22 protein-coding genes and 1 pseudogene are annotated in these 22,204 nt (G+C 61.9%); 13 read left to right on the top strand and 10 right to left on the bottom strand.

What is annotated here, in order from left to right:
• Positions 1-648: 648 nt before the first annotated feature.
• Positions 649-1,986 (bottom strand): lysine N(6)-hydroxylase/L-ornithine N(5)-oxygenase family protein, encoded by a 1,338-nt coding sequence (locus ACP7CJ_RS20670; protein WP_276193716.1) that lies wholly within the window; start codon positions 1,984-1,986, stop codon positions 649-651.
• Positions 1,987-2,105: 119 nt separating this feature from the next.
• A complete protein-coding gene (locus ACP7CJ_RS20665; protein ID WP_276193717.1) occupies positions 2,106-2,588 on the bottom strand; it encodes a sigma-70 family RNA polymerase sigma factor in 483 nt (160 codons plus the stop codon).
• Positions 2,589-2,844: 256 nt separating this feature from the next.
• Between ACP7CJ_RS20665 and ACP7CJ_RS20660 the strand changes: the two genes are divergently transcribed.
• From ACP7CJ_RS20660 to ACP7CJ_RS20600, 13 genes are all read left to right on the top strand, one after another.
• Positions 2,845-4,008 (top strand): efflux RND transporter periplasmic adaptor subunit, encoded by a 1,164-nt coding sequence (locus ACP7CJ_RS20660; RefSeq protein WP_426101387.1) that lies wholly within the window; start codon positions 2,845-2,847, stop codon positions 4,006-4,008.
• 1 nt (position 4,009) lies between these two features.
• Complete coding sequence (locus ACP7CJ_RS20655) at positions 4,010-5,980, top strand: MacB family efflux pump subunit (protein WP_426101385.1); 1,971 nt, start codon at positions 4,010-4,012, stop codon at positions 5,978-5,980.
• Positions 5,973-7,388, top strand: coding sequence for an efflux transporter outer membrane subunit (locus ACP7CJ_RS20650; protein WP_426101383.1), 1,416 nt, complete (start codon positions 5,973-5,975; stop codon positions 7,386-7,388). The genes ACP7CJ_RS20655 and ACP7CJ_RS20650 overlap by 8 nt, the downstream gene beginning before the upstream one ends.
• A gap of 136 nt (positions 7,389-7,524) precedes the next feature.
• Entirely contained in the window at positions 7,525-9,144 is a 1,620-nt protein-coding gene (locus tag ACP7CJ_RS20645; protein ID WP_426101381.1) for an alpha/beta fold hydrolase, read from the top strand.
• 107 nt (positions 9,145-9,251) lie between these two features.
• The gene (locus ACP7CJ_RS20640) at positions 9,252-10,019 is read left to right on the top strand and encodes a FadR/GntR family transcriptional regulator (protein ID WP_276193723.1); all 768 of its coding nucleotides are present in this window, start codon (positions 9,252-9,254) and stop codon (positions 10,017-10,019) included.
• Positions 10,020-10,261: 242 nt separating this feature from the next.
• Entirely contained in the window at positions 10,262-11,464 is a 1,203-nt protein-coding gene (locus ACP7CJ_RS20635) for an ABC transporter substrate-binding protein (protein WP_426101379.1), read from the top strand.
• Between the two features lie 57 nt (positions 11,465-11,521).
• Complete coding sequence (locus tag ACP7CJ_RS20630; protein WP_046382793.1) at positions 11,522-12,382, top strand: branched-chain amino acid ABC transporter permease; 861 nt, start codon at positions 11,522-11,524, stop codon at positions 12,380-12,382.
• A gap of 1 nt (position 12,383) precedes the next feature.
• Positions 12,384-13,394, top strand: a complete 1,011-nt coding sequence (locus ACP7CJ_RS20625) for a branched-chain amino acid ABC transporter permease (protein WP_247406724.1) — start codon at positions 12,384-12,386, stop codon at positions 13,392-13,394.
• On the top strand, positions 13,391-14,140 hold the full coding sequence (locus tag ACP7CJ_RS20620) for an ABC transporter ATP-binding protein (RefSeq protein ID WP_426101377.1): 750 nt from the start codon (positions 13,391-13,393) through the stop codon (positions 14,138-14,140). Before ACP7CJ_RS20625 ends, ACP7CJ_RS20620 begins: the two co-directional genes overlap by 4 nt.
• Positions 14,140-14,835, top strand: a complete 696-nt coding sequence (locus tag ACP7CJ_RS20615) for an ABC transporter ATP-binding protein (RefSeq protein ID WP_276193726.1) — start codon at positions 14,140-14,142, stop codon at positions 14,833-14,835. Before ACP7CJ_RS20620 ends, ACP7CJ_RS20615 begins: the two co-directional genes overlap by 1 nt.
• 13 nt (positions 14,836-14,848) lie before the next feature.
• Positions 14,849-16,120 (top strand): Zn-dependent hydrolase, encoded by a 1,272-nt coding sequence (locus ACP7CJ_RS20610; protein ID WP_426101375.1) that lies wholly within the window; start codon positions 14,849-14,851, stop codon positions 16,118-16,120.
• A complete protein-coding gene (locus ACP7CJ_RS20605; RefSeq protein ID WP_426101373.1) occupies positions 16,113-17,519 on the top strand; it encodes an amidase in 1,407 nt (468 codons plus the stop codon). The genes ACP7CJ_RS20610 and ACP7CJ_RS20605 overlap by 8 nt, the downstream gene beginning before the upstream one ends.
• Positions 17,520-17,667: 148 nt before the next feature.
• The gene (locus ACP7CJ_RS20600) at positions 17,668-18,531 is read left to right on the top strand and encodes a LysR family transcriptional regulator (protein ID WP_426101371.1); all 864 of its coding nucleotides are present in this window, start codon (positions 17,668-17,670) and stop codon (positions 18,529-18,531) included.
• A 56-nt stretch (positions 18,532-18,587) separates the two neighbouring features.
• Here the strand turns inward: ACP7CJ_RS20600 and ACP7CJ_RS20595 are convergent, their stop codons facing one another.
• The 8 genes and pseudogenes from ACP7CJ_RS20595 to ACP7CJ_RS20560 form a co-directional block, all read right to left on the bottom strand.
• Positions 18,588-18,965 carry a hypothetical protein gene (locus ACP7CJ_RS20595; protein ID WP_046382783.1) on the bottom strand — a complete coding sequence of 126 codons (378 nt, stop codon included), beginning with the start codon at positions 18,963-18,965 and terminating at the stop codon, positions 18,588-18,590.
• Between the two features lie 2 nt (positions 18,966-18,967).
• A complete protein-coding gene (locus ACP7CJ_RS20590; RefSeq protein ID WP_426101369.1) occupies positions 18,968-19,183 on the bottom strand; it encodes a hypothetical protein in 216 nt (71 codons plus the stop codon).
• Positions 19,184-19,435: 252 nt separating this feature from the next.
• On the bottom strand, positions 19,436-19,798 hold the full coding sequence (locus tag ACP7CJ_RS20585) for a hypothetical protein (RefSeq protein WP_426101367.1): 363 nt from the start codon (positions 19,796-19,798) through the stop codon (positions 19,436-19,438).
• Between the two features lie 2 nt (positions 19,799-19,800).
• Positions 19,801-20,034, bottom strand: a complete 234-nt coding sequence (locus ACP7CJ_RS20580) for a hypothetical protein (RefSeq protein ID WP_426101365.1) — start codon at positions 20,032-20,034, stop codon at positions 19,801-19,803.
• A gap of 32 nt (positions 20,035-20,066) precedes the next feature.
• On the bottom strand, positions 20,067-20,423 hold the full coding sequence (locus tag ACP7CJ_RS20575; protein ID WP_426101363.1) for a hypothetical protein: 357 nt from the start codon (positions 20,421-20,423) through the stop codon (positions 20,067-20,069).
• Positions 20,424-20,443: 20 nt separating this feature from the next.
• Positions 20,444-20,843 (bottom strand): annotated as a pseudogene (locus ACP7CJ_RS20570) (hypothetical protein).
• Positions 20,843-21,205 (bottom strand): hypothetical protein, encoded by a 363-nt coding sequence (locus ACP7CJ_RS20565; RefSeq protein WP_321847911.1) that lies wholly within the window; start codon positions 21,203-21,205, stop codon positions 20,843-20,845. The pseudogene ACP7CJ_RS20570 and the gene ACP7CJ_RS20565 overlap by 1 nt, the downstream one beginning before the upstream one ends.
• Positions 21,206-21,207: 2 nt before the next feature.
• Positions 21,208-22,203, bottom strand: a complete 996-nt coding sequence (locus tag ACP7CJ_RS20560; RefSeq protein ID WP_426101361.1) for a hypothetical protein — start codon at positions 22,201-22,203, stop codon at positions 21,208-21,210.
• Position 22,204 lies beyond the last annotated feature (1 nt).

Here is a 22,204-nt window from a genome sequence, read left to right as displayed (position 1 = left end):
ATGCTGGCCGCCTTGAGTTTGAACTCACTCGAATAAGATTTACGCATATCCAAACACCTCAGATTTGGGCGCCATCATAGCGCCCGATTGAAGTGTCCAAAATCATTAGGCCAGTTCAGCTTGCTCCCGATTGCGGTGGATCAGTCATGCATGTATTGACTGACACACTGCTATCGGGAGCAAGCCCCCTCCCACATTTTGAGCTCCGTGGATCAGATAGCGCTCATTCTGCTCTTGCTCTTGGGCGCGGCCTTATAGCCGACCTGATCCTGGAAGCCGAACGCGGTCAAGAGTGTGGGAGGGGGCTTGCTCCCGATTGCGGTGGATCAGTCATGCATGTATTGACTGACACACTGCTATCGAGGGCAAGCCCCCTCCCACATTTGGAGCTCCGTGGATCAGATAGCGCTCATTCTGCTCTTGCTCTTGGGCACGGCCTTATAGCCGACCTGATCCTGGAAGCCGAACGCGGTCAAGAGTGTGGGAGGGGGCTTGCTCCCGATTGCGGTGGATCAGTCATGCATGTATTGACTGACACACTGCTATCGGGGGCAAGCCCCCTCCCACATTTTCTACCCCTGCATCAACTTACCCTCCGGCAGATGCAGCCAAAAGTCCCTAAACGCGTGCAGCCCGAACACCCGTTCGTCAGCTCGCCGTAGCGAGCAGCAAATCCTGCACCGAACGCCCCTGCCCACGGTGGCGATCATGCGCGTACAACGACGCCGCAATCTCATCCGCCCGAATCGGCAGCACCGACAGCAACGTATCGCTCAACCCATGGCTGGCCTGGCTGAAGCCCTGGATGTAGATGCCAGCCTTGCAACGCTCGTCGGTGACGATGCGGTAGTCGCGGCTGACTTCGAAGTCACTCATATAAGCCTCCAGCGGCGCCAGCAGTTCACGGTGCATCTGGCGTTCGTAGCCGGTGGCCAGGATCACCGCGTCGTAATGGCTGACGCTGGTTTCGCCGCTGGCGTTGTTGCGCAGGGCCAACTCGATGCCCAACGGGCCGGCGCTGACGTGCTCGACCACAGTCAGGGTGCGGAAGGCCTGGCGCGCAGTGCCGGAGACTTTCTGGCGATAGAAGATGCCGTAGATGCGCTCGATCAAGTCCAGGTCGACCACCGAGTAGTTGGTGTTCTGGTACTCGGCGAGCAGGCGCTCACGCTCGGCGCCGACCTGCTGGAACACCCGGTCGGTAAAGGCCGGCGAAAACACTTCGTTGACGAACGGGCTGTCATCCGCCGGTTTCAACGCCGAACCGCGGAGGATCATGTCGACCTGCACCGACGGGAAGCTGTCGTTCAAGTCGACGAACGCTTCGGCCGCACTCTGGCCGCCGCCGATCACTGCGATGCGCATCGCCTTGCCCTGCACACAGGGTTGCTGGGCCATGCGCGCCAGGTACTGGGAATGGTGGAAGACGCGGGGGTCATCCTTGAACGCCTTGAACACCTCGGGCACACGCGGCGTGCCGCCGGCGCTGACCACCACCGAACGGGTGGTGCGCACATGCTGCTCACCCAGCGCATCGCGGGAAATCACACGCAGTGCGTCAACCTGCTGCTGGTGCAGGATCGGCTCGATGGCCAGCACTTCCTCGCCGTAGCGGCTCTGGGCCTGGAACTGCCCCGCGACCCAGCGCAGGTAGTCGTTGAACTCCATACGGCACGGGTAGAAGGTGCCGAGGTTGATGAAATCGACCAGGCGGTTGTGGGCTTTCAGGTAGTTGACGAAGGAATACGGGCTGGTGGGGTTGCGCAGGGTCACCAAGTCTTTGAGGAACGAAATCTGCAGTTCGCTCTGGGTCACCAGGGTATTGCCGTGCCAACGGTAATCGGCCTGTTTGTCGAGAAACAGCACGTCCAGTTTGCCCTGGGCCTTTTCGCGCTCCTGCAGGGCGATGGCCAGCGCCAGGTTCGAAGGGCCGAAACCGATACCAATCAGGTCGTGAACCGCGGGCGAAGCAATTGCCTGTGTCATTCCAGTGTCCTCTGGATAAGCCCCTTGGCGGTGGGGCGGGAATACCTTCACGACCTGCACAACAGGTCATGTGTTGATAGGAAACGAGGACAGTGAATTAAAATTTAACCGATCGACGCTCAGGGCGCGTCCCACTCGCGCATCCGCACCCGACAGTGCTTCATCGCGTTGACGATGTGTTTTTCCACCAGGCTGCGGGAAATCCCCAAGCGCTCGGCGATTTGCGGGTGGGACAGGCCGTCGAGTTTGCGCAGCAGGAAGCTGTCGCGGCAGGCCGTCGGCAACTCGGCCAACGCGCGTTCGAGCATCTGCAGGCGCTGGGCGTGATCGTGGGTGGCGTGAGGCGATGCGTTGGAGAAACGCTCTTCGGCATCCAGCACTTCCAGCGGCTCGACCTGGCGCAAGGCGTTGCGCCGATGGCCGTCGATCACCAGGTTCAGCGCGGTGCGATACAAAAAAGCGCGGGGCTGGTCGATGGGGGTGTCACTCGCGCGTTCCAGCACCCGCACATAAGCGTCATGCACCACATCTTCGGCCACCTGACGGTTGCCCAGCTTGGCGTTGAGGAAACACACCAGCTCGCGATAGTAGTTTTCCAACATGACTCCCGACCACCTGGCGGCGGCATTAGGTCCCTGAATGCTTAAAAATACAGCCCATTCAATGATGGCAGTTTGGGTGAGTGCAATTTATAGTAATTCTCATCTACTTTTAAAGAAGACTTGCTTCAGCAGACGTTTTTTTTACTCGGCGGCACTGTAACTACTTGTGTAACAGCCTAAATCTTCGGGCCATGCGCTCGTTTAACTGTCAGCCCCCCGCAACTGCGGTCCGAACTTTCCTGGCTGGAACCAACCCATGAAACGCCCCCGACCTGCCCGACGCGCCCTGCTTGTGGTGGCGTGCCTGCTGCCTGTGATCGGCATCGCCGCCTGGCAATTACAGCCGCCGGGGCGCGACACCCTGGCCACCGTTACCGTGACCCGTGGCAACATTGAAAACAGCGTCACCGCCCTGGGCACCCTACAACCGCGACGCTACGTGGATGTGGGCGCGCAGGCGTCCGGGCAGATCCGCAAGATCCATGTCGAGGCCGGCGATACGGTGCAGGAAGGCCAGTTACTGGTCGAGATCGATCCCTCGACGCAAAAAGCCAAGCTCGACGCCAGCCGCTACGCCATCGAAAACCTCAAGGCCCAATTGCAGGAGCAGAAAGCCCAGCACGTACTGGCGCGCCAGAAGTACCAACGCCAGCAACGCCTGGCCGCCGGCAACGCCACCCGCGAAGAAGACGTGCAAACCGCCAAGGCCGAATTGAGCGCCACCCAGGCGCGGGTCGCGATGTTCCAGGCGCAGATTCTCCAGGCCCAGGCCAGCCTGCGCAGTGACGAGGCGCAGCTGGGCTATACGCGCATCTATGCGCCGATGACCGGCACCGTGGTGGCGGTGGACGCGCGGGTCGGCCAGACCCTCAATGCCCAGCAGCGAACGCCACTGATCCTGCGCATCGCCAAGTTGTCACCGATGACCGTGTGGGCCGAGGTCTCGGAAGCCGATATCGGCCACGTCAAACCCGGCATGAGCGCCTACTTCACCACCCTCAGCGGCGGCAACCGCCGCTGGACCAGCAGCGTGCGGCAGATCCTGCCGATCCCGCCCAAGCCACTGGACGAAACCCAGGGCAGCGGCAGCCCGAACAGTTCGAGTAAAAACGGCAGCGGCCGCGTGGTGCTGTACACCGTGCTGCTGGACGTGGACAACACCGACAACGCCTTGATGGCCGAAATGACCACCCAAGTGTTTTTCGTCGCCAGCCAGGTCAAGGATGTGCTCACCGCGCCGGTCGCCGCCCTGCAAGGCAGCACCGAACGGCAGATCGCCCGCGTGGTCGCAAAAAACGGCCGCATCGAAGAGCGCGCCGTGCGCCTGGGCATCAGCGACCGCCTGCGCGTCGAAGTGCTGGAAGGCCTGAGCGAAGGCGATCACCTGCTGATCGGGCCAGTCGACGGCAGCGGGGGTTGAATTGACCACGCCCCTGATCGAACTCAAGCACATCACCAAATCCTACGGCGGCGGCGACAGCCCGCAGGTCGACGTACTGCGCGGCATCGACCTGTCGATCCATGCCGGGGAATTCGTCGCCATCGTCGGCGCCTCGGGTTCCGGCAAATCCACGCTGATGAACATCCTCGGCTGCCTCGACCGCCCCACCGTCGGCGACTACCTGTTCGCCGGCGAAAACGTCGCGCACCTGGACAGCGACGCACTGGCCTGGCTGCGCCGCGAAGCCTTCGGTTTTGTGTTCCAGGGCTACCACTTGATCCCGTCGGGTTCGGCCCAGGAAAACGTCGAAATGCCGGCGATCTATGCCGGCATCAGCGCCGCTGAACGCCACGCCCGCGCCAAGGCCCTGCTCACGCGCCTGGGCCTGGCCGACCGCACCGGCAACCGTCCGCATCAACTGTCCGGCGGCCAGCAACAGCGGGTCTCCATCGCCCGCGCACTGATGAACGGCGGGCATATCATCCTTGCCGATGAGCCCACCGGCGCCCTCGACAGCCACAGCGGTGCCGAGGTCATGACCTTGCTCGACGAGCTGGCCAGCCAGGGCCATGTGGTGATCCTGATCACCCATGACCGCGACGTGGCGGCGCGGGCCAACCGCATCATCGAGATTCGCGACGGCCTGATCATCAGCGACTCGGCCAACAGCGCCACTCACGTCCCGGCCAGCGCCAACAGCGCGGCGCTGCAAGCCTTCGACCTGCGCCAGCGCCTGGCCGAAGGCGCCGAGCACAACGGCGCGTGGAAGGCCGAACTGATCGACGCGGTGCAGGCCGCCTGGCGCGTGATGTGGATCAACCGCTTCCGCACCGCCCTGACCCTGCTGGGGATCATCATCGGCGTGGCCTCGGTGATAGTAATGCTGGCGGTGGGCGAAGGCAGCAAGCGCCAGGTCATGGCGCAGATGGGTGCGTTCGGCTCCAACATTCTTTACCTCAGCGGTTCCTCGCCCAACCCGCGCACGCCGCTGGGCATCGTCACGCTCAACGATGTCGCGGCGCTGGCGGCGTTGCCGCAGGTCAAGCGGATCATGCCGGTCAATGGCAGCGACGCCGGCATCCGCTACGGCAACCTGGATTACCTGGCGTATGTGGGCGGCAATGACGTCAACTTTCCGCAGATTTTCAACTGGCCGGTGGTCGAAGGCAGCTACTTCACCGAGGCCGACGAGCGCGCCGGTGCCACGGTCGCGGTGATCGGCCATCGCATCCGCGAGAAACTGTTCAAGCACGTCAGCCCGATCGGCCAATACATCCTCATCGAAAACGTGCCCTTCCAGGTGATCGGCGTGCTCGCGGAAAAGGGCTCCAGCTCCGGCAACAAAGACAGCGACGACCGCGTGGCCATCCCCTACACCGCCGCCAGCGTGCGTCTGTTCGGCACGTACAACCCCGAATACGTGACGATTGCCGCCGCCGATGCGCACAAGGTGCAGGAAGCCGAGCAAGCCATCGACCAACTGATGCTGCGCCTGCATAACGGCAAGCGTGACTACCAACTGACCAACAACGCGGCGATGATCCAGGCCGAGGCGCGCACGCAAAACACGCTGTCGCTGATGCTCGGTTCGATCGCCGCGATTTCGCTGCTGGTGGGCGGCATCGGGGTGATGAACATCATGTTGATGACCGTGCGCGAACGCACCCGCGAGATCGGCATCCGCATGGCCACCGGCGCGCGCCAGCGCGACATCCTGCGCCAGTTCCTGACCGAAGCGCTGATGCTCTCGGTGGTCGGCGGCCTGTGCGGTATCGCCCTGGCGCTGCTGGTCGGCGGCGTGCTGATGCTGGCCAAGGTGGCGGTGCAGTTTTCCCTGGTGGCGGTGCTCGGCGCGTTTGGCTGCGCACTGGTCACCGGCGTTGTATTCGGCTTTATGCCGGCCCGTAAAGCTGCCCGGCTCGATCCGGTTAAGGCGTTGACCAGTGAATAAACCATCTCCCGCACCGCACGTGTGCGTATTCAGCCTGTGCCTGCTGCTCAACGCCTGCGCCGGCAGCCCGCCCGCCGTCGACAGCGGCATGGCCGCGCCAGCCGCCTGGCAGTACGCCGAGCGTGACGCCGCCCAGGCCAGCAACCAGCGCTGGTGGACGCAATTTGGCAGCCCGCAACTGAACCGCCTGATCGAACAGGCGCGCCGCGACAGTTTCGACGTGGCGGCCGCCGTCGCACGGGTGCGCCAGGCCCAGGCCAAGGCGGTGATCGCCGGCGCGCCGCTATTGCCGGAAGTGAAGTTCAACCTGTCCACCAGCCATGAGAAGTTACTGCGCGGCCAGGGCGGGCCAAACCTGGATGTAACGCAAAGCGATGACGTGGCCAACAGCTTCGGCGCCAACCTCAGCGCCAGTTATGAAGTGGATTTCTGGGGCGGCCGCGCCGCCGCACGGGACAGCGCCCTGCACAGCCTGCGGGCCAGCGCGTCGGACCAGGCCACCGTGGAGCTGACGCTGCTCGGCAACGTCGCCGACCGCTACGCGCAAACCCTCGCCGCACGCCAGCGCGAGCAGATCGCCGCGTTGAACCTGGCCAATGCGCGCACGGTGCTGGAACTGGTGCAGACGCGCTACGACGCCGGTTCTGCCACGGCCCTGGAACTGGCCCAGCAGCAAAGCCTGGTCGCCAGCCAGCAACGGCAAGTGCCGCTGATCCAACAACTGGCCGAAGAGTCGCGGATCACCCTCGCGGCCCTCCTCGGCCAGCCTGTCCAGGCGTTGGACCTGGGCACAGAGCCCTTCCAGGCACTCACCTGGCCGAGCATCGGCGCGGGCGTGCCCAGCCAGTTGCTGAGCCGGCGCCCCGACCTGGCCAAGGCCGAGGCCGACCTGGCGGCGGCGCAAGCGGATGTTCGCGTCGCCCGCGCGGCCATGCTGCCCGGTGTAACCCTCGGCGCGACCCTCGGCTCCGACGCCGGCAGAGCCTTGGAGATCCTGCGCAGCCCGTATTACTCGCTGACCGCCGACCTGGTCGCCCCGATCTTCAACAATGGCCGTTTAAACGCCGAACGGGACAAGGCCCGCGCGCGCCAGGATGAGCTGCTGCAGACCTATCGCGGGGCGATCATCAACGGTTTCGCCGATGTGGAAAAAGCCCTCAGCAACATCACGCGCCTGGACCAGCAGCGCCAATGGCAAACGCAAGAGCTGCAGGCGGCGCAGAGCGCTATGCGCATCGCCGAAAGCCGCTACCAGGCGGGCGCCGAAGATTGGCTGAGCGTGCTGGAAACCCAGCGTACCCTGTACGCAGCCGAGGACCTGAATGTGCAACTGCGCTTGTCACGCCTGCAAGCCAGCATTGCCTTGTACAAAGCGTTAGGCGGCGGCTGGGAGGCCGACATCCGATAAACGAAAGTCGCATTTCGTACACGCGCCGTTTTGTCCTCCTACATTTTTCCCCCCACGGTCCTTGGTAAAAAAGTCGTCCCGAATCAGAAGCCACAACAGTGGCTTCTTTTTCTCACACGACTGGCCAGGATCGCTGATGAACCCCCTTCCAGCTGCAAGCGCAATTACCTACCGTTGCCTGGTGCTGGTCGCAGCCCTGGCGCCCGCCAGCGCTCACGCTGAAGCGCCGCGTTCACCGTTCGGCATCGAATGGTTCCTGGACTGCCCGCAACCGGCGCTCGAACGTCTGGACCCAGAGGTCATCGAACGCACCCAATGCGGCATCGTCACTGCGCCACTGGACCATGCGGCGCCCGAGCGCGGTCGCATCAGCTTCGACATCACCCGCGTCGGCGCCAAACTGCCGCTGTCACGCCAGGGGGCGTTATTCGCCAACCCAGGCGGCCCCGGGCTCGACGCCGGCGGCGCCTTCGCCGTACACCTGGCCACCGTCTGGAAGCACTACGCCCAGCAACCCGACTGGGGCGACACCTACCGCCAGTTGGCCGATACCTACGATGTGATCGAAGTCACCCCGCGGGGCCTGGGCCGGCTGCCGGGGTCACGTCTGGAATGCCGCTCCGAGGGGCGGATCGTGCCGCAAGGGGATGTCAGCGAAGACCGCAGCGCGGCCAACCTCGCCGCTGCGCGCCAGAATGCCCGGTTGATTGCCCAAGCATGCGCCAGCCACCCGCTGACGCCTTACATCACCACCGAGCAAACCGCCCGCGACCTGGAATTTGTGCGCAAACAATTGGGCGAGTTGCAGTTCAACTACCTGGGCAACGCCTACGGCACTTGGCTCGGCGCCTGGTACGGCGGCCTGTTTCCGGCGAACGTGGGGCGCATGGTGCTCGATTCGAACATCAACTGGACCTCAACCTTCGAGCACGCCAGCCTGATCGTCGCCGGCGAAAAGGAGAAGATTTTCGAGCGCTTCGTGGCCCAACCCGCCGCCCTCGACCCTGGCGTGTATCAACTGGGCGACACGCCAGTCGCGGTGCGCCGTGTGTTCATGGAACTGCTGCCCAGCGTGCGCACGGCCCTGCGCTCCAGCAACCGCCTCTACAGCGACCCCACCGGCCTGATGAGCGCCCACCTGCTCAGTCGCTGGCTGCGGGAAACCCCCGACAGCGACGACCTGGCGCTCGAGGCGCGTGCCCGTGCGCATCGCTTCAGCCCCGACCCGGTCATCGAAGAGCGTGCCAAGTCGATGTTCAGCCTGCTGCTGCAACGCGTGCGCGAACCCTTGCAGGCCAACGTGCCGAAGCCTGGGCCGCTGCGCATGTCGGCCGCCGACTCGGTCAAAACCGCGATCCTGTGCAACGACTCGACCTACTCCAGCGAAGACCTCTGGCAGCAAAAAGAAACCGAATCGCTCACCAAGTACCCGGTCGCCGGCAGCGCCCTTGAGGCGCGCCAATGCACCACCTGGCCGCGAAACCACAGCCGGGGCTTGCCCTACAAGGAACTCGCGCGGCTCGACAGCCTGCTGATGGTGCAGGCCGAATTCGACGACCACACCCCGTCCACCGGCGCCGCCTGGGCCTTTGAGCGCACGTTCCCGGCGAGCCGCGTACAGCTGAAGAACGCCTATGCCCACGGGGTTTCGTTCAGCGGCGTGAGTGCCTGTGTGAACCAGTGGGTAGGCGATTATCTGGTGCATGGGAACAAACCGCCGCGTTCGACGGTGTGTACGGACGCCACGGTGCAATGAATCTCCGTTTACGACCTTTCCATACCAGAAACGACACCCTGCGTTGACGCTACGGCCCAATCGTTATTAAGTGCTATTTATCCGCATTAATACGATAAATAGACACCATGCTCACTCGCCCGCTACGACGCAAACGCCAGAAGCTGTCCGACGTGATTGTCGAGTCGGTCAAGCGCTCCATCGTCACCGACGCCTTGAAGCCCGGCGACCGCCTGCCCACCGAGCGCGAGCTGATGGAAAGTTTCCAGTGCTCCAAGGGCTCGGCCCGCGAAGCGCTCAAGGCCCTGGAAGTCGAAGGCCTGGTCAGCACGCGCACCGGTCCCAGCGGCGGCGCCTACCTGAACCAGGCCGGCACCGAACCGGCCAGCCGTGCGCTGCGCAATTACCTGCACTTCCAGCATCTGGATGGCGAGCAGGTGTACCAATTGCGCAAGGTCATCGAAGTGGAACTGGCGGTGTCGGTGCTCGGGCGCCTGAGCGAGGACGACTACCAGGCCCTGCAGGCCAACGTGGACTTTTGCAGTGCGCCGGAAGACAGCGAGGCCGGCCAGCGCGAACAACGCCTGGCGGAACTGGAGTTCCACAACCTGTTGGCCAAGGCCTGCCCCAACCCGTTGCTGAGCTTTATGGCGCAGTTTCTCAACGACCTGCTGCGCGACCTGGTGGTGCTGAAAAAAGCCTACAAGCCCAAGCGCAAGCAGTTCGACGCGGCCAACCTCGACTATCACAAGCAACTGTTGAACGCCTTTCGCGCCGGCGATGAAAGCGCGGTGCGCAGCCTGATGCATGAACACATGTGCGACGCCGAACACCATATGACCGCCCTCGAAGGCCAGGTCAGCCCGCATTTTCTACTGGAGTTCGATCACTCTTAATAACACCCCAGATCCAATGTGGGAGGGGGCTTGCTCCCGATGAGGCCGGCACATTCAACCTCTATATCGACTGACACACCGCAATCGGGAGCAAGTCGAATCGTCGCACCGCCCCTCCCACAGTTGACTGCATTCCAACCCGCACACTGCGTTACCCCAATAAAAAAGCGCCTGCCCACAGGCCCTGCTCCACCGTATCGCCATTGCCACTCCTGCCAATAACTAAACCAGGGAGTCACCCCATGCAGCGTCGTACGTTATTGAAAGCCAGCCTCACCTTCGCCTCCGCCCTCAGCCTTCCGCTGAGCGTGCGTTCGGCATTCGCCGCCGAGCCCTTTACCCTTTATGGCCTCAAGTCCATGTCTGGCGCCTTTGCCAGCTATGGCAAGTTTGCCGACATGGGTTCGCGCCTGGCGGTGGCGCAGCACCCCGAGATTCTCGGGCGCCCGCTCAACTACAAGGTCATCGACACCGAAGGCAACGCGGGCAAGGCGGTACGCAAGGTGCAGGAAGCGATTGCGCAGGACGGTGCGCGGTTCTTCCAGGGCTGCACCTTGTCATCATCGGCGCTGGCGGTGGCCAAGGAAGTCGACAAGGCTGGTGGCGTGTTCATGACCCCGGTGGGCGCCGATGAAGTCACCGGCAAAGACTGCAACCACGCGACCTTCCGCTGGTCGGTGCCCACCTACGGCGCAATCCGCGAAACCCTGGTGCCGCTGATCAAGCTGCTGCCGGACGCCAAGCGCTGGTACACCATCACCCCGCAATACGTGTTCGGCGAAGCCTTGCTCGAAGGCGCCAAAAACGTGCTCAAGGAACACGGCCTGGAACACGTCGGCAACAGCTACCACTCGCTGCAGGAGCAGGAATTCTCCGGCTACCTGACCAACGCCATCGCCACCAAACCTGACGTGCTGGTGCTGCTCAACTTCGGCAGCCAGTCGTCCAACACCCTGCGCCAGGCGGTCAACTTCGGGATCAAGGAGCGCATGAAAGTGCTGCTGGTATGGTCCGCCGGCCTCGACCAGTTCCAGGAACTGGGCAGCGACATACTCGAAGGCGTGTACCTCGGCGCGCAGTACTGGCACCAGGTCGACAGCCCGCTCAACCGCGAACTGGTCAAGCTGACCCAGGCTAAGTACGGCATCAACCCCACCTACCCGCTGGCCGCCGACTACATCAGCACCAAGGTCATGCTGGACAGCATCATCGCCACCGGCAGCTTCGACGGGCCGACCGTGGCCAAGGCCATGCAAGGCCTGAGTTTCGAGGGCCCCACCGGCAAGGAATCGATCCGCGCCGGCGACCACCAGGTGATCAAGGATTACTACCTGCTGATCGGCAAGGCCGCTGCCGACATGGCCGACAAGGACGACCTGGCCAAGGTGCTCAGCGCCGGCCAGTCATTCCCGCCGGTCGAGGCCACGGGCTGCACGCTCGCCTGACCCCCTGAATATTGCACCGCAGGGCCGCGCGAGCGGCGTCCTGCCGAGGGTTCCTGCATGCTCAATCTTTACCTGTTCCAGATACTCAATGGCCTTGGCCTGGGGATGATCTACTTCCTGATCGCGGTCGGGCTGACGATCATTTTCGGCCTGCTCAACTTCGTCAACTTCGCCCACGGCGCGTTCTTTCTGCTGGGCGCCTACATCTGCTACACCGCCGTGAGCCTCACCGGCAGCTTCTGGCTGGCGCTGCTGCTCGCACCGCTGGTGGTGGCCGCGCTGGCGTGGGTGATCGAGCGTTTGCTGATCCAGCGGATTTATCACTTGCCGCACATGTTCCAGATCCTGGTGACGCTGGGGATCGCGCTGATCATCCAGGAAGCCAGTGTGATGATCTGGGGCCCGGTGGGCAAAAGCGTCGCCGTGCCGGAACTGCTGCGTGGGGTGCTGGTGCTGGGTGATTTCGTCTACCCCTACTACCGCCTGTTCCTCATCGTGTTTTCCGGGCTGGTGGGCCTGGGCTTGTGGCTGCTGCTGGAACGCACGCGCTTCGGCGCACTGGTGCGCGCCGGCAGTGAAAGCACCGAAACCGTGTCGCTGCTCGGCACGAATATCTTCCGCCTGTTCTCCATGACCTTTGCCCTTGGCGTCGGCCTGGCCGGCATGGCCGGTGTGCTGTTCGCGCCGTTGCGCGGTGCCCAGCCCTTTGTCGGCCCGGAAATTCTCGGGATCGCCTTTGTGGTTGTCGTCATCGGCGGCATGGGTTCCTTCAGCGGCGCGCTGGTCGGCGGTTTGCTGGTGGGCGTGGTGCAAAGCCTGATGACCACACTCTGGCCCCAGGGTGCGAGCCTGATGATCTACGGCGCGATGGCCGTGGTGATTCTGGTGCGCCCTTACGGCCTGTTCGGGAGAGCCTGACATGAGCGAGAAAAACCCCCTGCCGTTCGCCAAGACTCAATCCAAAGCGATGTTGCTGTGGGTGCTGGCGGTGCTGATCGGCTTGCCGCTGATCTTGCCCTCGGCGACCCTGGCCAGCGAGATCCTGATCTTTGCTATGGCCGCCCTGGCCTGCAACCTGTTGCTGGGCTACACCGGGCTGTTGTCATTCGGCCAAGGCATCTTCTTCGGTGCCGGCGCCTATTGCGCGGCGCTGCTGATGATCCACCTGCAAATGGGCTTGTTCACGGCCCTGTTGGGCGCTGCGATTGCCGGCGGTTTCCTCGCGTTGCTGGTGGGCGCCCTGGCGATCCGCCGCACCGGCATCTACTTCGTCATGCTGACGCTCGCGTTCAGCCAGATGGCCTACTTCGTCGCCTACACCTTGAGCGACTGGACCGGCGGCGACAACGGCCTGCTCAGCGTGCCGCGCCCGGAGATCCGCATCGGCGACAGCGTGTTGCTGTCGTTGGCCGACGCCCGCGCGTTCTACGGTTTTGTCGCGGTGCTGTTCCTGCTGATCTTCATCGGCGCACGCCGCGTGATTGCCTCGCCGTTCGGCAGCACGCTGATGGCGATCCGCGAAAACGAAACCCGTGCCTCGGCCATCGGCTATGACACGCGCCACTTCAAGATCCTGGTGTTCGTGCTGTCCGGCGCGGTCACCGGGATTGCCGGCGCGCTGTACGCCATGTTGCTGCACTTTGTGCCGCTGTCGAATATCGACCTGGCGATGTCCGAGAACATCCTGATCATGACCATCGTCGGCGGCACCGGCTCGCTGTTCGGTTCGTTGCTCGGCGCCGGTTCCATCGTGCTGCTGGGGGATTTCCTCTCCGACCTGTGGCCGCGCTGGCTGATGCTGCTGGGGGTGATCCTGATCCTGGTGGTGATCTTCATGCGCGGCGGGTTATGGGGCGGCCTGGCGTCGCTGTTCGAGAACGTGCGCGGCCGCCGCAAAGCCGCCGTCGTCGCCAAGGAGCAAGGGCTATGAGCATCCTGCTGGAAACCAAAAACCTGGAACTGGCCTACGGTGCGTTCCATGCGGTCAACGGCGTCAACCTCAAGGTCGAAGCCGGCACCATCCACACCATCATCGGCCCCAACGGCGCGGGCAAGACCAGCCTGTTCCACTGCCTGACCGGCGAACGCCAGGCCACCGCCGGGGCGATCCATTTCGACGGCCAGCACCTGATGCGCAAACCGGCCCACGCCCGCGTCGGCCTGGGCATGGCGCGCTCGTTCCAACTCACCAGCCTGTTCCAGAACCTCAGCGTGCGCGAAAACCTGCGCCTGGCCGCCCAAGGGCGCGACGGTGTACGCGCGTTGAATTTCTGGCGCCGGGTCGAGAGCCAACGCGAACACCTGGAGATGGCCGACCAGGTGCTCGAACGCCTGCAACTCACCGCTCGCGCCGCGACCCTGGCCGGCGAGTTGTCCCACGGCCAGCAACGGGTGCTGGAGGTGGGCATGTCGATCTGTTCCAAACCCAAACTGCTGATGCTCGACGAGCCCACCTCGGGCATGGGCATCGATGACATCCCGATCATGACCCAACTGATCAGCGACCTGGGCCGCGACCACACGGTGCTGTTGATCGAACACAACATGAGCATCGTCATGTCCATCAGCCAACGCATCACCGTGATGAGCCACGGCCAGATCCTGGTGGAAGGCACGCCGGAATTCGTGCGCGCCGATGAACGCGTGCGCACGGCTTATCTTGGGGAGGCTGCCTGATGCTGATCGTCGAGAATATCCATGCCTACTACGATAAGAGCCATGTGCTCGAAGGCGTGTCGCTGACCGTCAACCCCGGCGAACTGGTGACCCTGCTGGGCCGCAACGGGGCCGGCAAGACCACCACGTTGCGCAGCATCCTCGGCATCATCTGCCCGCGCCAGGGCCAGATCCACTTCAACGGCCAGTCGCTGGTGGGCCAGAAGATCTTTGAAATCGCACGCCAGGGCCTGGCGCTGGTGCCGGAGAACCGTGGGATTTTCCGCCTGCTCACTGTCGAGGAAAACCTGCGCATCGCCGCACGCAAGACCAGCCGCTGGCAGCTCGAAGACGTCTACGGCATGTTCCCGCGCCTCAAGGAGCGGCGCAAAAACGCCGGCCACGCGCTCTCCGGCGGCGAGCAACAGATGCTCGCCATCGCCCGCGCCCTGCTCAACGATCCCAAGCTGCTGATCCTCGACGAACCCACCGAAGGCCTGGCCCCGGTGATCGTCGACGAGTTGGTGAAGATCCTGCGCAAGGTCAAGGACGACGGCCTGCCGGTGCTGCTGGTGGAACAGAACCTGATGGTCTGCGACAAGCTCGCCGACCGCCATTACGTGCTCGAACAGGGCCGCGTGGTGTACGAGGGCAGCGCCGCCGCCTTCCGCGCGGACCCGACGATCAAGAACCGCTACCTGGCCCTGAGTGCCTGACCGGAGTTCGAAGATGAATAGCTGTGCACAACCGCTCCAGAGCAACGCCCCGCTGATCAACCGCGACCGCCTGTGGCAATCGCTGATGGACCTGGCCCGACTCGGCGCCACCGTCAAAGGCGGCGTGTGCCGCCTGGCCCTGACCGACCTCGACCGCCAGGCCCGCGACCTGTTCGTGCAATGGTGCGAGGCGGCTGGGTGCAGCGTCAGTGTCGATACCATCGGCAATATTTTTGCGCGCCGCGCAGGACGTAATCCGGCGCTGCCGCCGGTGATGACCGGCAGCCACATCGACACCCAGCCCACCGGCGGCAAGTTCGACGGCTGCTTCGGGGTGATGGCCGGCCTGGAAGTGATCCGCACCCTCAATGACTTGAAAATCGAGACCGAAGCGCCGATCGAAGTGGTGGTGTGGACCAACGAAGAAGGCTCGCGCTTCCCGCCGTGCATGATGGGCTCCGGGGTGTTTGCCGGGAAGTTCGACTTGCAGGACACCCTGGACAAACAGGACGACCAGGGCCTGTCGGTGGGGGCCGAATTGCAGCGTATCGGTTATGCCGGTTCCCGCGCAGTGCTGGGCCACCCGGTCGGTGCGTATTTCGAGGCGCATATCGAACAAGGCCCGGTGCTGGAAGACCAGGCCACCACCATCGGCGTGGTGATGGGCTGCCTGGGTCAGAAGTGGTTCGACCTGACCCTCAGCGGCGTCGAAGCCCACGCCGGCCCGACGCCGATGCATCTGCGCAAGGACGCCCTCGTGGGCGCGGCCGAGGTGGTCAGCGCGGTTAACCGCATCGCGCGTCAGCAGCAACCCCACGCCTGCGGCACGGTCGGTTGCCTGAGCCTGCACCCCGGCTCGCGCAATGTGATTCCCGGGCAGGTCCACATGACCATCGACCTGCGCCATCTGCATGCCGACAAGCTGCAGGCGATGGTCGATGAAGTGCGCGGCGTGATCGAAGCCAGCGCCACGCACCACGGCCTGACGTTCGAGCTGACCCCCACCGCCGACTTCCCGCCGCTGGACTTCCACCCGGCCTGCGTCAACGCCGTGCGCAACGCCGCCGGCGCCTTGGGCCTGAGCCATATGGACATCGTCAGCGGCGCCGGGCACGACGCGATTTTCGTCGCCGAACTGGGCCCGGCCGGGATGATCTTTGTGCCGTGCGAAGGCGGCATCAGCCACAACGAAATCGAAAACGCCGCACCGGATGACCTGGCGGCAGGTTGCGCAGTGTTGCTGCGCGCCATGGTCAATGCGGCACAGGGGATCGACCATGAGTGAGATCGGCCAACTGACGGCAGTGCAACTGCTGCAGCATTTTCGTGACCAGACCTTGTCGCCGGTGGAGGTCACCGAAGACGCGCTGCTGCGCATCGAGCGCTACAACCCGCTGGTCAACGCCTACTGCCATGTCGACCCCGAGGGCGCACTCAATGCCGCACGGGCCTCAGAAGCGCGCTGGCTGAAGGGCGAACCCTGCGGCGCGCTGGATGGCGTGCCAGCGTCGATCAAAGACCTGACCCTGACCCTCGGCATGCCCACGCGCAAGGGTTCGCGCACCTCTTCGGCCGACGGACCATGGGCGGTGGATGCGCCCTTCCCGGCCCTGATGCGCAAGGCCGGCGCGGTGCTGCTGGGCAAGACCACCACCCCGGAATTCGGCTGGAAAGGCGTCACCGACAACCCGCTGTACGGCATCACCCGCAACCCGTGGGACACGCGCATGACCACGGGCGGCTCATCCGGCGGCGCGGGTGCGGCGGCGGCGTTGAATCTGGGGGTGTTGCACCAGGGCAGCGATGCCGGCGGTTCGATCCGGATTCCCTGTGCGTTTACCGGCACCTTCGGCATCAAGCCGACCTTCGGCTATGTGCCGCAGTGGCCAGCCAGTTCGATGACGATCCTGTCGCACCTGGGGCCGATGACCCGCACCGTGGAAGACAGCGTGTTGATGCTGCAAACCGTCGCACAACCGGATGCGCGGGACGGCTTGATCGGCGCGCCGAGGACCACGCCCTGGTTGTCGGACGCAGCGGACCTGAAAGGCCTGCGCGTCGCCTACAGCCCCACCTTCGGCTACGTCGACGTCGACCCGCAAGTGGCCAAGGTAGTCGCCGAGGCGGTGGCGGGCCTGGTGCAGTTGGGCGCCCATGTCGAACAGATCGACCCAGGCTTCAGCGACCCGCTGGAGCTGTTCAGCACCTTGTGGGCGGCCGGCGCCGCCCGCCTGACCGGCCCGATGAGCGACGCGCAAAAACACCTGCTCGACCCCGGCCTGCTGCGCATCGCACAGCGCGGCGAGCGCTTGAGCCTGGACGATTTCAGCGCGGCCCTCGAAGCACGGGCAGCGCTGGTGGCGCGGATGGCGGCGTTCCATGAGCACTACGATGTGCTGGTGTCGCCGATGATGCCGATCACCGCGTTCGAGGTCGGGCACAACGTACCGCCAGGTTCCGGGATGCAGGAATGGATGGAGTGGACGCCGTTTACCTACCCCTTCAACCTGACCCAGCAGCCGGCGGCGTCGGTGCCGTGCGGGCTGGCGGCGAATGGCTTGCCGGTGGGGCTGCACGTGGTGGCGGCGCGGTTTGCCGATGAGACGGTGTTGCGGGTTTGCCAGGCATATGCCAAGGCATTCCCGACCGCCCCTCTGCCAGCCCCGATCACCGGAGCAGCGTAGATCCAACTGTGGGAGGGGGCTTGCTCCCGATGAGGGTGTGCCAGAACCCGCTCGGTCAACTGACACACTGCAATCGGGAGCAAGCCCCCTCCCACAGTTCTTGATCGCATTCCACTACAATAGGCCCCCATTCATCCCCGGGGGCTTCATGGACATCGAACTGGCACGCACTTTCCTCGAAATCACCCGCTGCGGCAGCCTGGCCGCGGCGGCCGAGAAACTGCACGTCACCCAGACCGCCATCACCGCACGCGTGAAGAACCTCGAAAGCCAGCTAGGCAGCACGCTGTTTGTGCGCAACCGCGCCGGTGCGCGCTTGACCGCCGACGGCGAGGCCTTTGTGGTGTACGCCAACCAGTTGCTGCAAACCTGGGAAGCCGCGCGCCGCGACCTGCCATTGCCCGAGGGCTATCGCAATGTGCTGCATATCGGCGGCGAGGTCAGCCTGTGCAACCCGTTGATGCTCGGCTGGGCGAAGGCCTTGCGCGAACATATCCCGGGGCATGCGCTGCGCACGGAAATCCGTGAAGGCGACTACCTGCTGCGCCAATTGGAACTGGGTGTGATCGACGCGGCACTGGTGTTCCAGCCGCAGTACTGGCCGGGGCTGCAAGTGGAGCAGGTGCTGGAAGAAAAACTGATCCTGGTGCAACGGGTGAGCAAGCCGACCCCATACGTGTATATCGATTGGGGCCCGGGGTTTCGCCAGCAGCATGACGCCGCCCTGCCCGACAAGGCCCGCGCCGCGCTGAGTTTCAACCTCGGGCCGTTGGCGCTGCAGTACATTCTGGAGCACGGCGGTGCCGGGTATTTCCGTACCCGAGTGGTGCAAAGCTACCTCGACAGCGGCGTGATGCAACGCGTGCCCAAGGCACCGGAGTTCAGCTTCCCGACGTTCCTGGTGTACTCACGGGCGCGGGATTCGGCGGTGTTGCAGCAGGCGCTGGAGTTGCTGCGCGGCGTGGTCAAGGCGGAAGCTGACTGGTCGCAACGCTGGGACCCGCTGATTTGAATGTTCGCGCCGGAAACTCGCACATCCCCCACCGGCAGCGAAGCTCGCTCCCACGTTCAAATTGGAATGTTGCACCACCTGCGCCAAACCGACCATACGACCGTTGCGATAGCCCAAATGAACGCAAGGTAATAGGGCCACAACACCCAACGTTTGAGCGCTAAAGGAATAGACGCCAGTTCGGCTTCGGTCACAAGACCGGCTTTCACATGGCGTTTAGAGTCTGCAAGGTATTCAAAAATCAGCATCATGCGATATTGTCTGTCGATCCACTGGTTTCGTCGCCAAAAGCGCTTGTTGTTGCGAACTTCTTCGTTTTCACTGAAGTAACTTTCCAACTCGTCGAGTTTTGTATATTCGGCAAATAGCATCAGTCCCAAGACGACAAACATTCCAAAAAACCAAACCATCGTATATGCGAGAAAAAAATCCATGGTTAAGCCCCCTCTGGCTGGAATATTAAATCACCATCGATCTCTAGGATCTTTCCACCCAGAACCAAGCCGCATGCACGACGCGCTAATGCAGCGCCTAACCCTCCCAGCAGCCCCAGGCGCAGGTGATGATTCAATACATCAAAATGGTCAGCTTTATGGTGACTCGTACTGTGGCCCATCAGCCAGGATTGCAAACTACTGTAGTCGATTGTCATGTCGTTGATATATCCCCGCGCAATGCCTTACATCCTTGATGCAATGAAGTTGGCGTCGAAATACAGGCAAGCGAATTCCGTCCGAATACAAGCCCGAGGGGGCTCAATTACATTCAGGAAGTTGCCTACAAAAAAAGATCGGCGCCTACAGAAAGTGCTAATACCTGGTCATCTCCAGAGTCCCTTAAACCTCACCGGCCCTTCCAGTACGGAATACTCAGGTTCATCCAGGTGGCGGTGAAGACAGGTGAGCTACCATCGGTACCAAATGCCCCAAACGACTGATGCAGCCAGCCAAATAAAAGAAAGACGATACGGCCAAAGTGCCCAACGCTTGAGGGATATCGGGATTGAAGCCAGCTCTGCCTCAGTCACATCGCCCCTCTTTACATGCAGTTTTGGCATTCCTAACAATTGATTGATCAAGAGCATGCGCTGAAACCTGTCGATCCGCATATTTCTTCCCCAAAAACGCTTGTTATCGCAAACCAGCTTGTTTTCACTGAAGTAGCTTTCCAACACTTCGAGCTTTTTGCACTCGGCGTATAACATCAGCCCTACGCCAACCAGAGAGCCTACACACAGCAAAATACTAAAGACGAGAAAAAAATCCATAGTCAGGCCTCCTCGGATTGAAAGATAAAAACACCATCGTTCTCTATGATCTTGCCGCCTAGAAACCCCACCTTCAAACTGCACCGGCCCTTGCCAGTACGGAATATCCAGGCCTTCGGGTTGACAGCTTCAGTTATGGACAGCAGCGTTGTGCAGGGTTTGGGTTGACCCTCGCGGTCGCTCCAGGTGCCGGAGAGATAACCCGTACTGTCCTTTTTCCTTACGCGAAACAGCATCAACTGCTCAGGTGTAGGAAAACGAGCGACCACTAGAGCCAACTGCACCAATAGCCCCAGCTAATAGCCAAAATCATCGCAAGGCAATATGGCCACACGGCCCAACGCTTAAGTGATAACGGAACGCAGGCCAACTCTTCCTCAGTCACAAGACCTTCTTTCACGTAGCGTTTTGACATTAGCAGGATATCAATCATCAGGCCCATGCGATGAAATCCGCCGAACCGCAGGTTTGGCCCCCAGAGTTGCTTACGTTTACGAACCTCTGCGTTTTCACTGAAGTAACTTTCCAGCTCGTCGAGTTTTGTACGTTTGGCAAAAAGCATCAGTCCCAGGACGACGAACGTCCCAATAGACATTACAAGGGTGTAAGCAAGAAAAAACGACATCGTTAAACTCCCTCCCTCTTTCAAATTGGGATGTTGCACCACCTGCGCCAAATGGACCAAACAACCAATGCGACACCCCAAATAAAGCCAAGATAATAGGGCCATAGCGCCCAACGCTTGAGCGCTAAAGGAACAGACGCAAGTTCAGCCTCAGTCACAAGACCTGCTTTTACAAAACGTTTTGAATCTGACAACAACTCAAACATCAAAAGCAGGCGATACATTCTGTCAATTCGCTGGTTTCTTTTCCAAAATCGCTTATGGTAACGAACCTTTTCGTTCTCACTAAAGTAGCGTTCCAACTCGTCGAGTTTTCTATATTCAGCAAAAAAACAGCAGTCCCAAGTTGACCAGCGCCACGGTAAAGAGCAAAACCGTGTAGGCAAGAAAAAACGACTTCGTATCGTAGGAAATATCCATCACCACTTATACCAAACGGACCAAACGCCTAATGCAACAAGCCAGATATAAGAAATGCGATATGGCCACAACGCCCAACGCTTGAGTGCTATAGGAACAGACGCCAGCTCGGCCTCGGTCACAAGACCTGCTTTCAAAAAGGGTTTTGGGTTTGATAGAAAATCAATCATCAGGCCCATCCGATGAAATCTGTCGATCCGCTGATTTCTTTTCCAAAATCGCTTATGGTAACGAACCTTTTCGTTCTCACTGAAGTAACTTTCCAACTCGTCGAGTTTTTTATATTCGGCAAATAGCATCAGTCCCAAGAGGATAGACATCCCAACAAACAGCACAATGGTATAGGCGAGAAAAAAATCCATAGTCAGGCCCCCTCTGGTTGAAAGATCAAATCACCATCGATCTCTATGATCTTGCCGCCCAGAAACGCACCGCTATCCCCGCCTGCATTTCCTCCTATATACCCTCCCCCGGCGCCGCCAATAATTCCACAGGCCAACTCAGCGCGTCCTTTCGCGTAAACACCCAAAAAAACCGTACATATGCGACGCGCGGCTTTAGCTCCTACCGCCGTTCCCCAAGCCCCCCCCTCTACCCCGCCCGCCAGCCGCCCACTCTCCACATACTTCGCCAGCCGACACTGCGCCTCCCGCCCCACCACACACGCCTCCTTGATCTCCAAACCCGCTGCGCCCACATCCAGCGCCAACCCAATATAAGTGCCCTTGCCCAACCACTTCGACGTCTGCGAAATCGCCTTCAACCGCTGTGCATACCCGGCGATCTCGCCTTTATTCAGATAGCTTTTGGTCGAAATCCCCAGCACCTTTTTCAGCGATTGATTGCCGCGCAACCCCGTGCCAAATCGTGCGGCACCGCGCAGTTGCGTGCCCAGCAGCGCCAGCAGCACCTGGCGCTGGCGGATAAACGCCTGGCGATCCAACCCGCCCGCTTTCAGGCGTTGATGCAGGCGCTCGATTTCCTCCAACGTGTTCACGACTTCATCCAGGTGCCGCGACCACGCCGATGTCGCACTGCCGATACCTATCGAGCCATACGTCAGAAGGCTCTGCAGCAGGTCGTAGTTATCGATCATCGTCTGTGCAGCCGCAGCGTCCAGCTCCAGGTTGCGATCAATTTCCTCGGCATAACGCACCCACCAGGATTCGTTCCAGGAACAACTGACGCTCTCCGTGTCTGGAACAATCACCATCCGCCCCGGCATCACCCACCCACGGCGCAGGTGATGATTCAACACATCAAAATGATCAGAGTGCTGGCGGCTCACGCCGTGGCCCATCAGCCAGGTTTTCAAACTGCTGTAGCTGATTGGCTTGTCGTTGATGTATCCCCGCGCCATG

This window comes from Pseudomonas sp. PSPC3-2 (genome assembly GCF_049897085.1).
GTDB classification, from domain to species: domain Bacteria; phylum Pseudomonadota; class Gammaproteobacteria; order Pseudomonadales; family Pseudomonadaceae; genus Aquipseudomonas; species Aquipseudomonas paraveronii.
The sequence above is the reverse complement of the archived record's forward strand: the minus strand, read 5'-3'. Positions and strand labels throughout refer to the sequence as shown.

What these genes read in the sequence shown, in the direction of transcription:
- ACP7CJ_RS20625 (WP_247406724.1), top strand. Translation starts at nt 12,384, where the DNA reads ATGAGCGAGAAAAACCCCCTGCCGTTCGCCAAGACTCAATCCAAAGCG.
- ACP7CJ_RS20590 (WP_426101369.1), bottom strand. Translation starts at nt 19,183, where the DNA reads ATGACAATCGACTACAGTAGTTTGCAATCCTGGCTGATGGGCCACAGT.
- ACP7CJ_RS20645 (WP_426101381.1), top strand. Translation starts at nt 7,525, where the DNA reads ATGAACCCCCTTCCAGCTGCAAGCGCAATTACCTACCGTTGCCTGGTG.
- ACP7CJ_RS20640 (WP_276193723.1), top strand. Translation starts at nt 9,252, where the DNA reads ATGCTCACTCGCCCGCTACGACGCAAACGCCAGAAGCTGTCCGACGTG.
- ACP7CJ_RS20585 (WP_426101367.1), bottom strand. Translation starts at nt 19,798, where the DNA reads ATGGATTTTTTTCTCGTCTTTAGTATTTTGCTGTGTGTAGGCTCTCTG.
- ACP7CJ_RS20605 (WP_426101373.1), top strand. Translation starts at nt 16,113, where the DNA reads ATGAGTGAGATCGGCCAACTGACGGCAGTGCAACTGCTGCAGCATTTT.
- ACP7CJ_RS20575 (WP_426101363.1), bottom strand. Translation starts at nt 20,423, where the DNA reads ATGTCGTTTTTTCTTGCTTACACCCTTGTAATGTCTATTGGGACGTTC.
- ACP7CJ_RS20660 (WP_426101387.1), top strand. Translation starts at nt 2,845, where the DNA reads ATGAAACGCCCCCGACCTGCCCGACGCGCCCTGCTTGTGGTGGCGTGC.
- ACP7CJ_RS20560 (WP_426101361.1), bottom strand. Translation starts at nt 22,203, where the DNA reads ATGGCGCGGGGATACATCAACGACAAGCCAATCAGCTACAGCAGTTTG.
- ACP7CJ_RS20595 (WP_046382783.1), bottom strand. Translation starts at nt 18,965, where the DNA reads ATGGATTTTTTTCTCGCATATACGATGGTTTGGTTTTTTGGAATGTTT.
- ACP7CJ_RS20600 (WP_426101371.1), top strand. Translation starts at nt 17,668, where the DNA reads ATGGACATCGAACTGGCACGCACTTTCCTCGAAATCACCCGCTGCGGC.
- ACP7CJ_RS20630 (WP_046382793.1), top strand. Translation starts at nt 11,522, where the DNA reads ATGCTCAATCTTTACCTGTTCCAGATACTCAATGGCCTTGGCCTGGGG.
- ACP7CJ_RS20580 (WP_426101365.1), bottom strand. Translation starts at nt 20,034, where the DNA reads ATGCTGTTTCGCGTAAGGAAAAAGGACAGTACGGGTTATCTCTCCGGC.
- ACP7CJ_RS20665 (WP_276193717.1), bottom strand. Translation starts at nt 2,588, where the DNA reads ATGTTGGAAAACTACTATCGCGAGCTGGTGTGTTTCCTCAACGCCAAG.
- ACP7CJ_RS20610 (WP_426101375.1), top strand. Translation starts at nt 14,849, where the DNA reads ATGAATAGCTGTGCACAACCGCTCCAGAGCAACGCCCCGCTGATCAAC.
- ACP7CJ_RS20615 (WP_276193726.1), top strand. Translation starts at nt 14,140, where the DNA reads ATGCTGATCGTCGAGAATATCCATGCCTACTACGATAAGAGCCATGTG.
- ACP7CJ_RS20670 (WP_276193716.1), bottom strand. Translation starts at nt 1,986, where the DNA reads ATGACACAGGCAATTGCTTCGCCCGCGGTTCACGACCTGATTGGTATC.
- ACP7CJ_RS20620 (WP_426101377.1), top strand. Translation starts at nt 13,391, where the DNA reads ATGAGCATCCTGCTGGAAACCAAAAACCTGGAACTGGCCTACGGTGCG.
- ACP7CJ_RS20635 (WP_426101379.1), top strand. Translation starts at nt 10,262, where the DNA reads ATGCAGCGTCGTACGTTATTGAAAGCCAGCCTCACCTTCGCCTCCGCC.
- ACP7CJ_RS20565 (WP_321847911.1), bottom strand. Translation starts at nt 21,205, where the DNA reads ATGGATTTTTTTCTCGCCTATACCATTGTGCTGTTTGTTGGGATGTCT.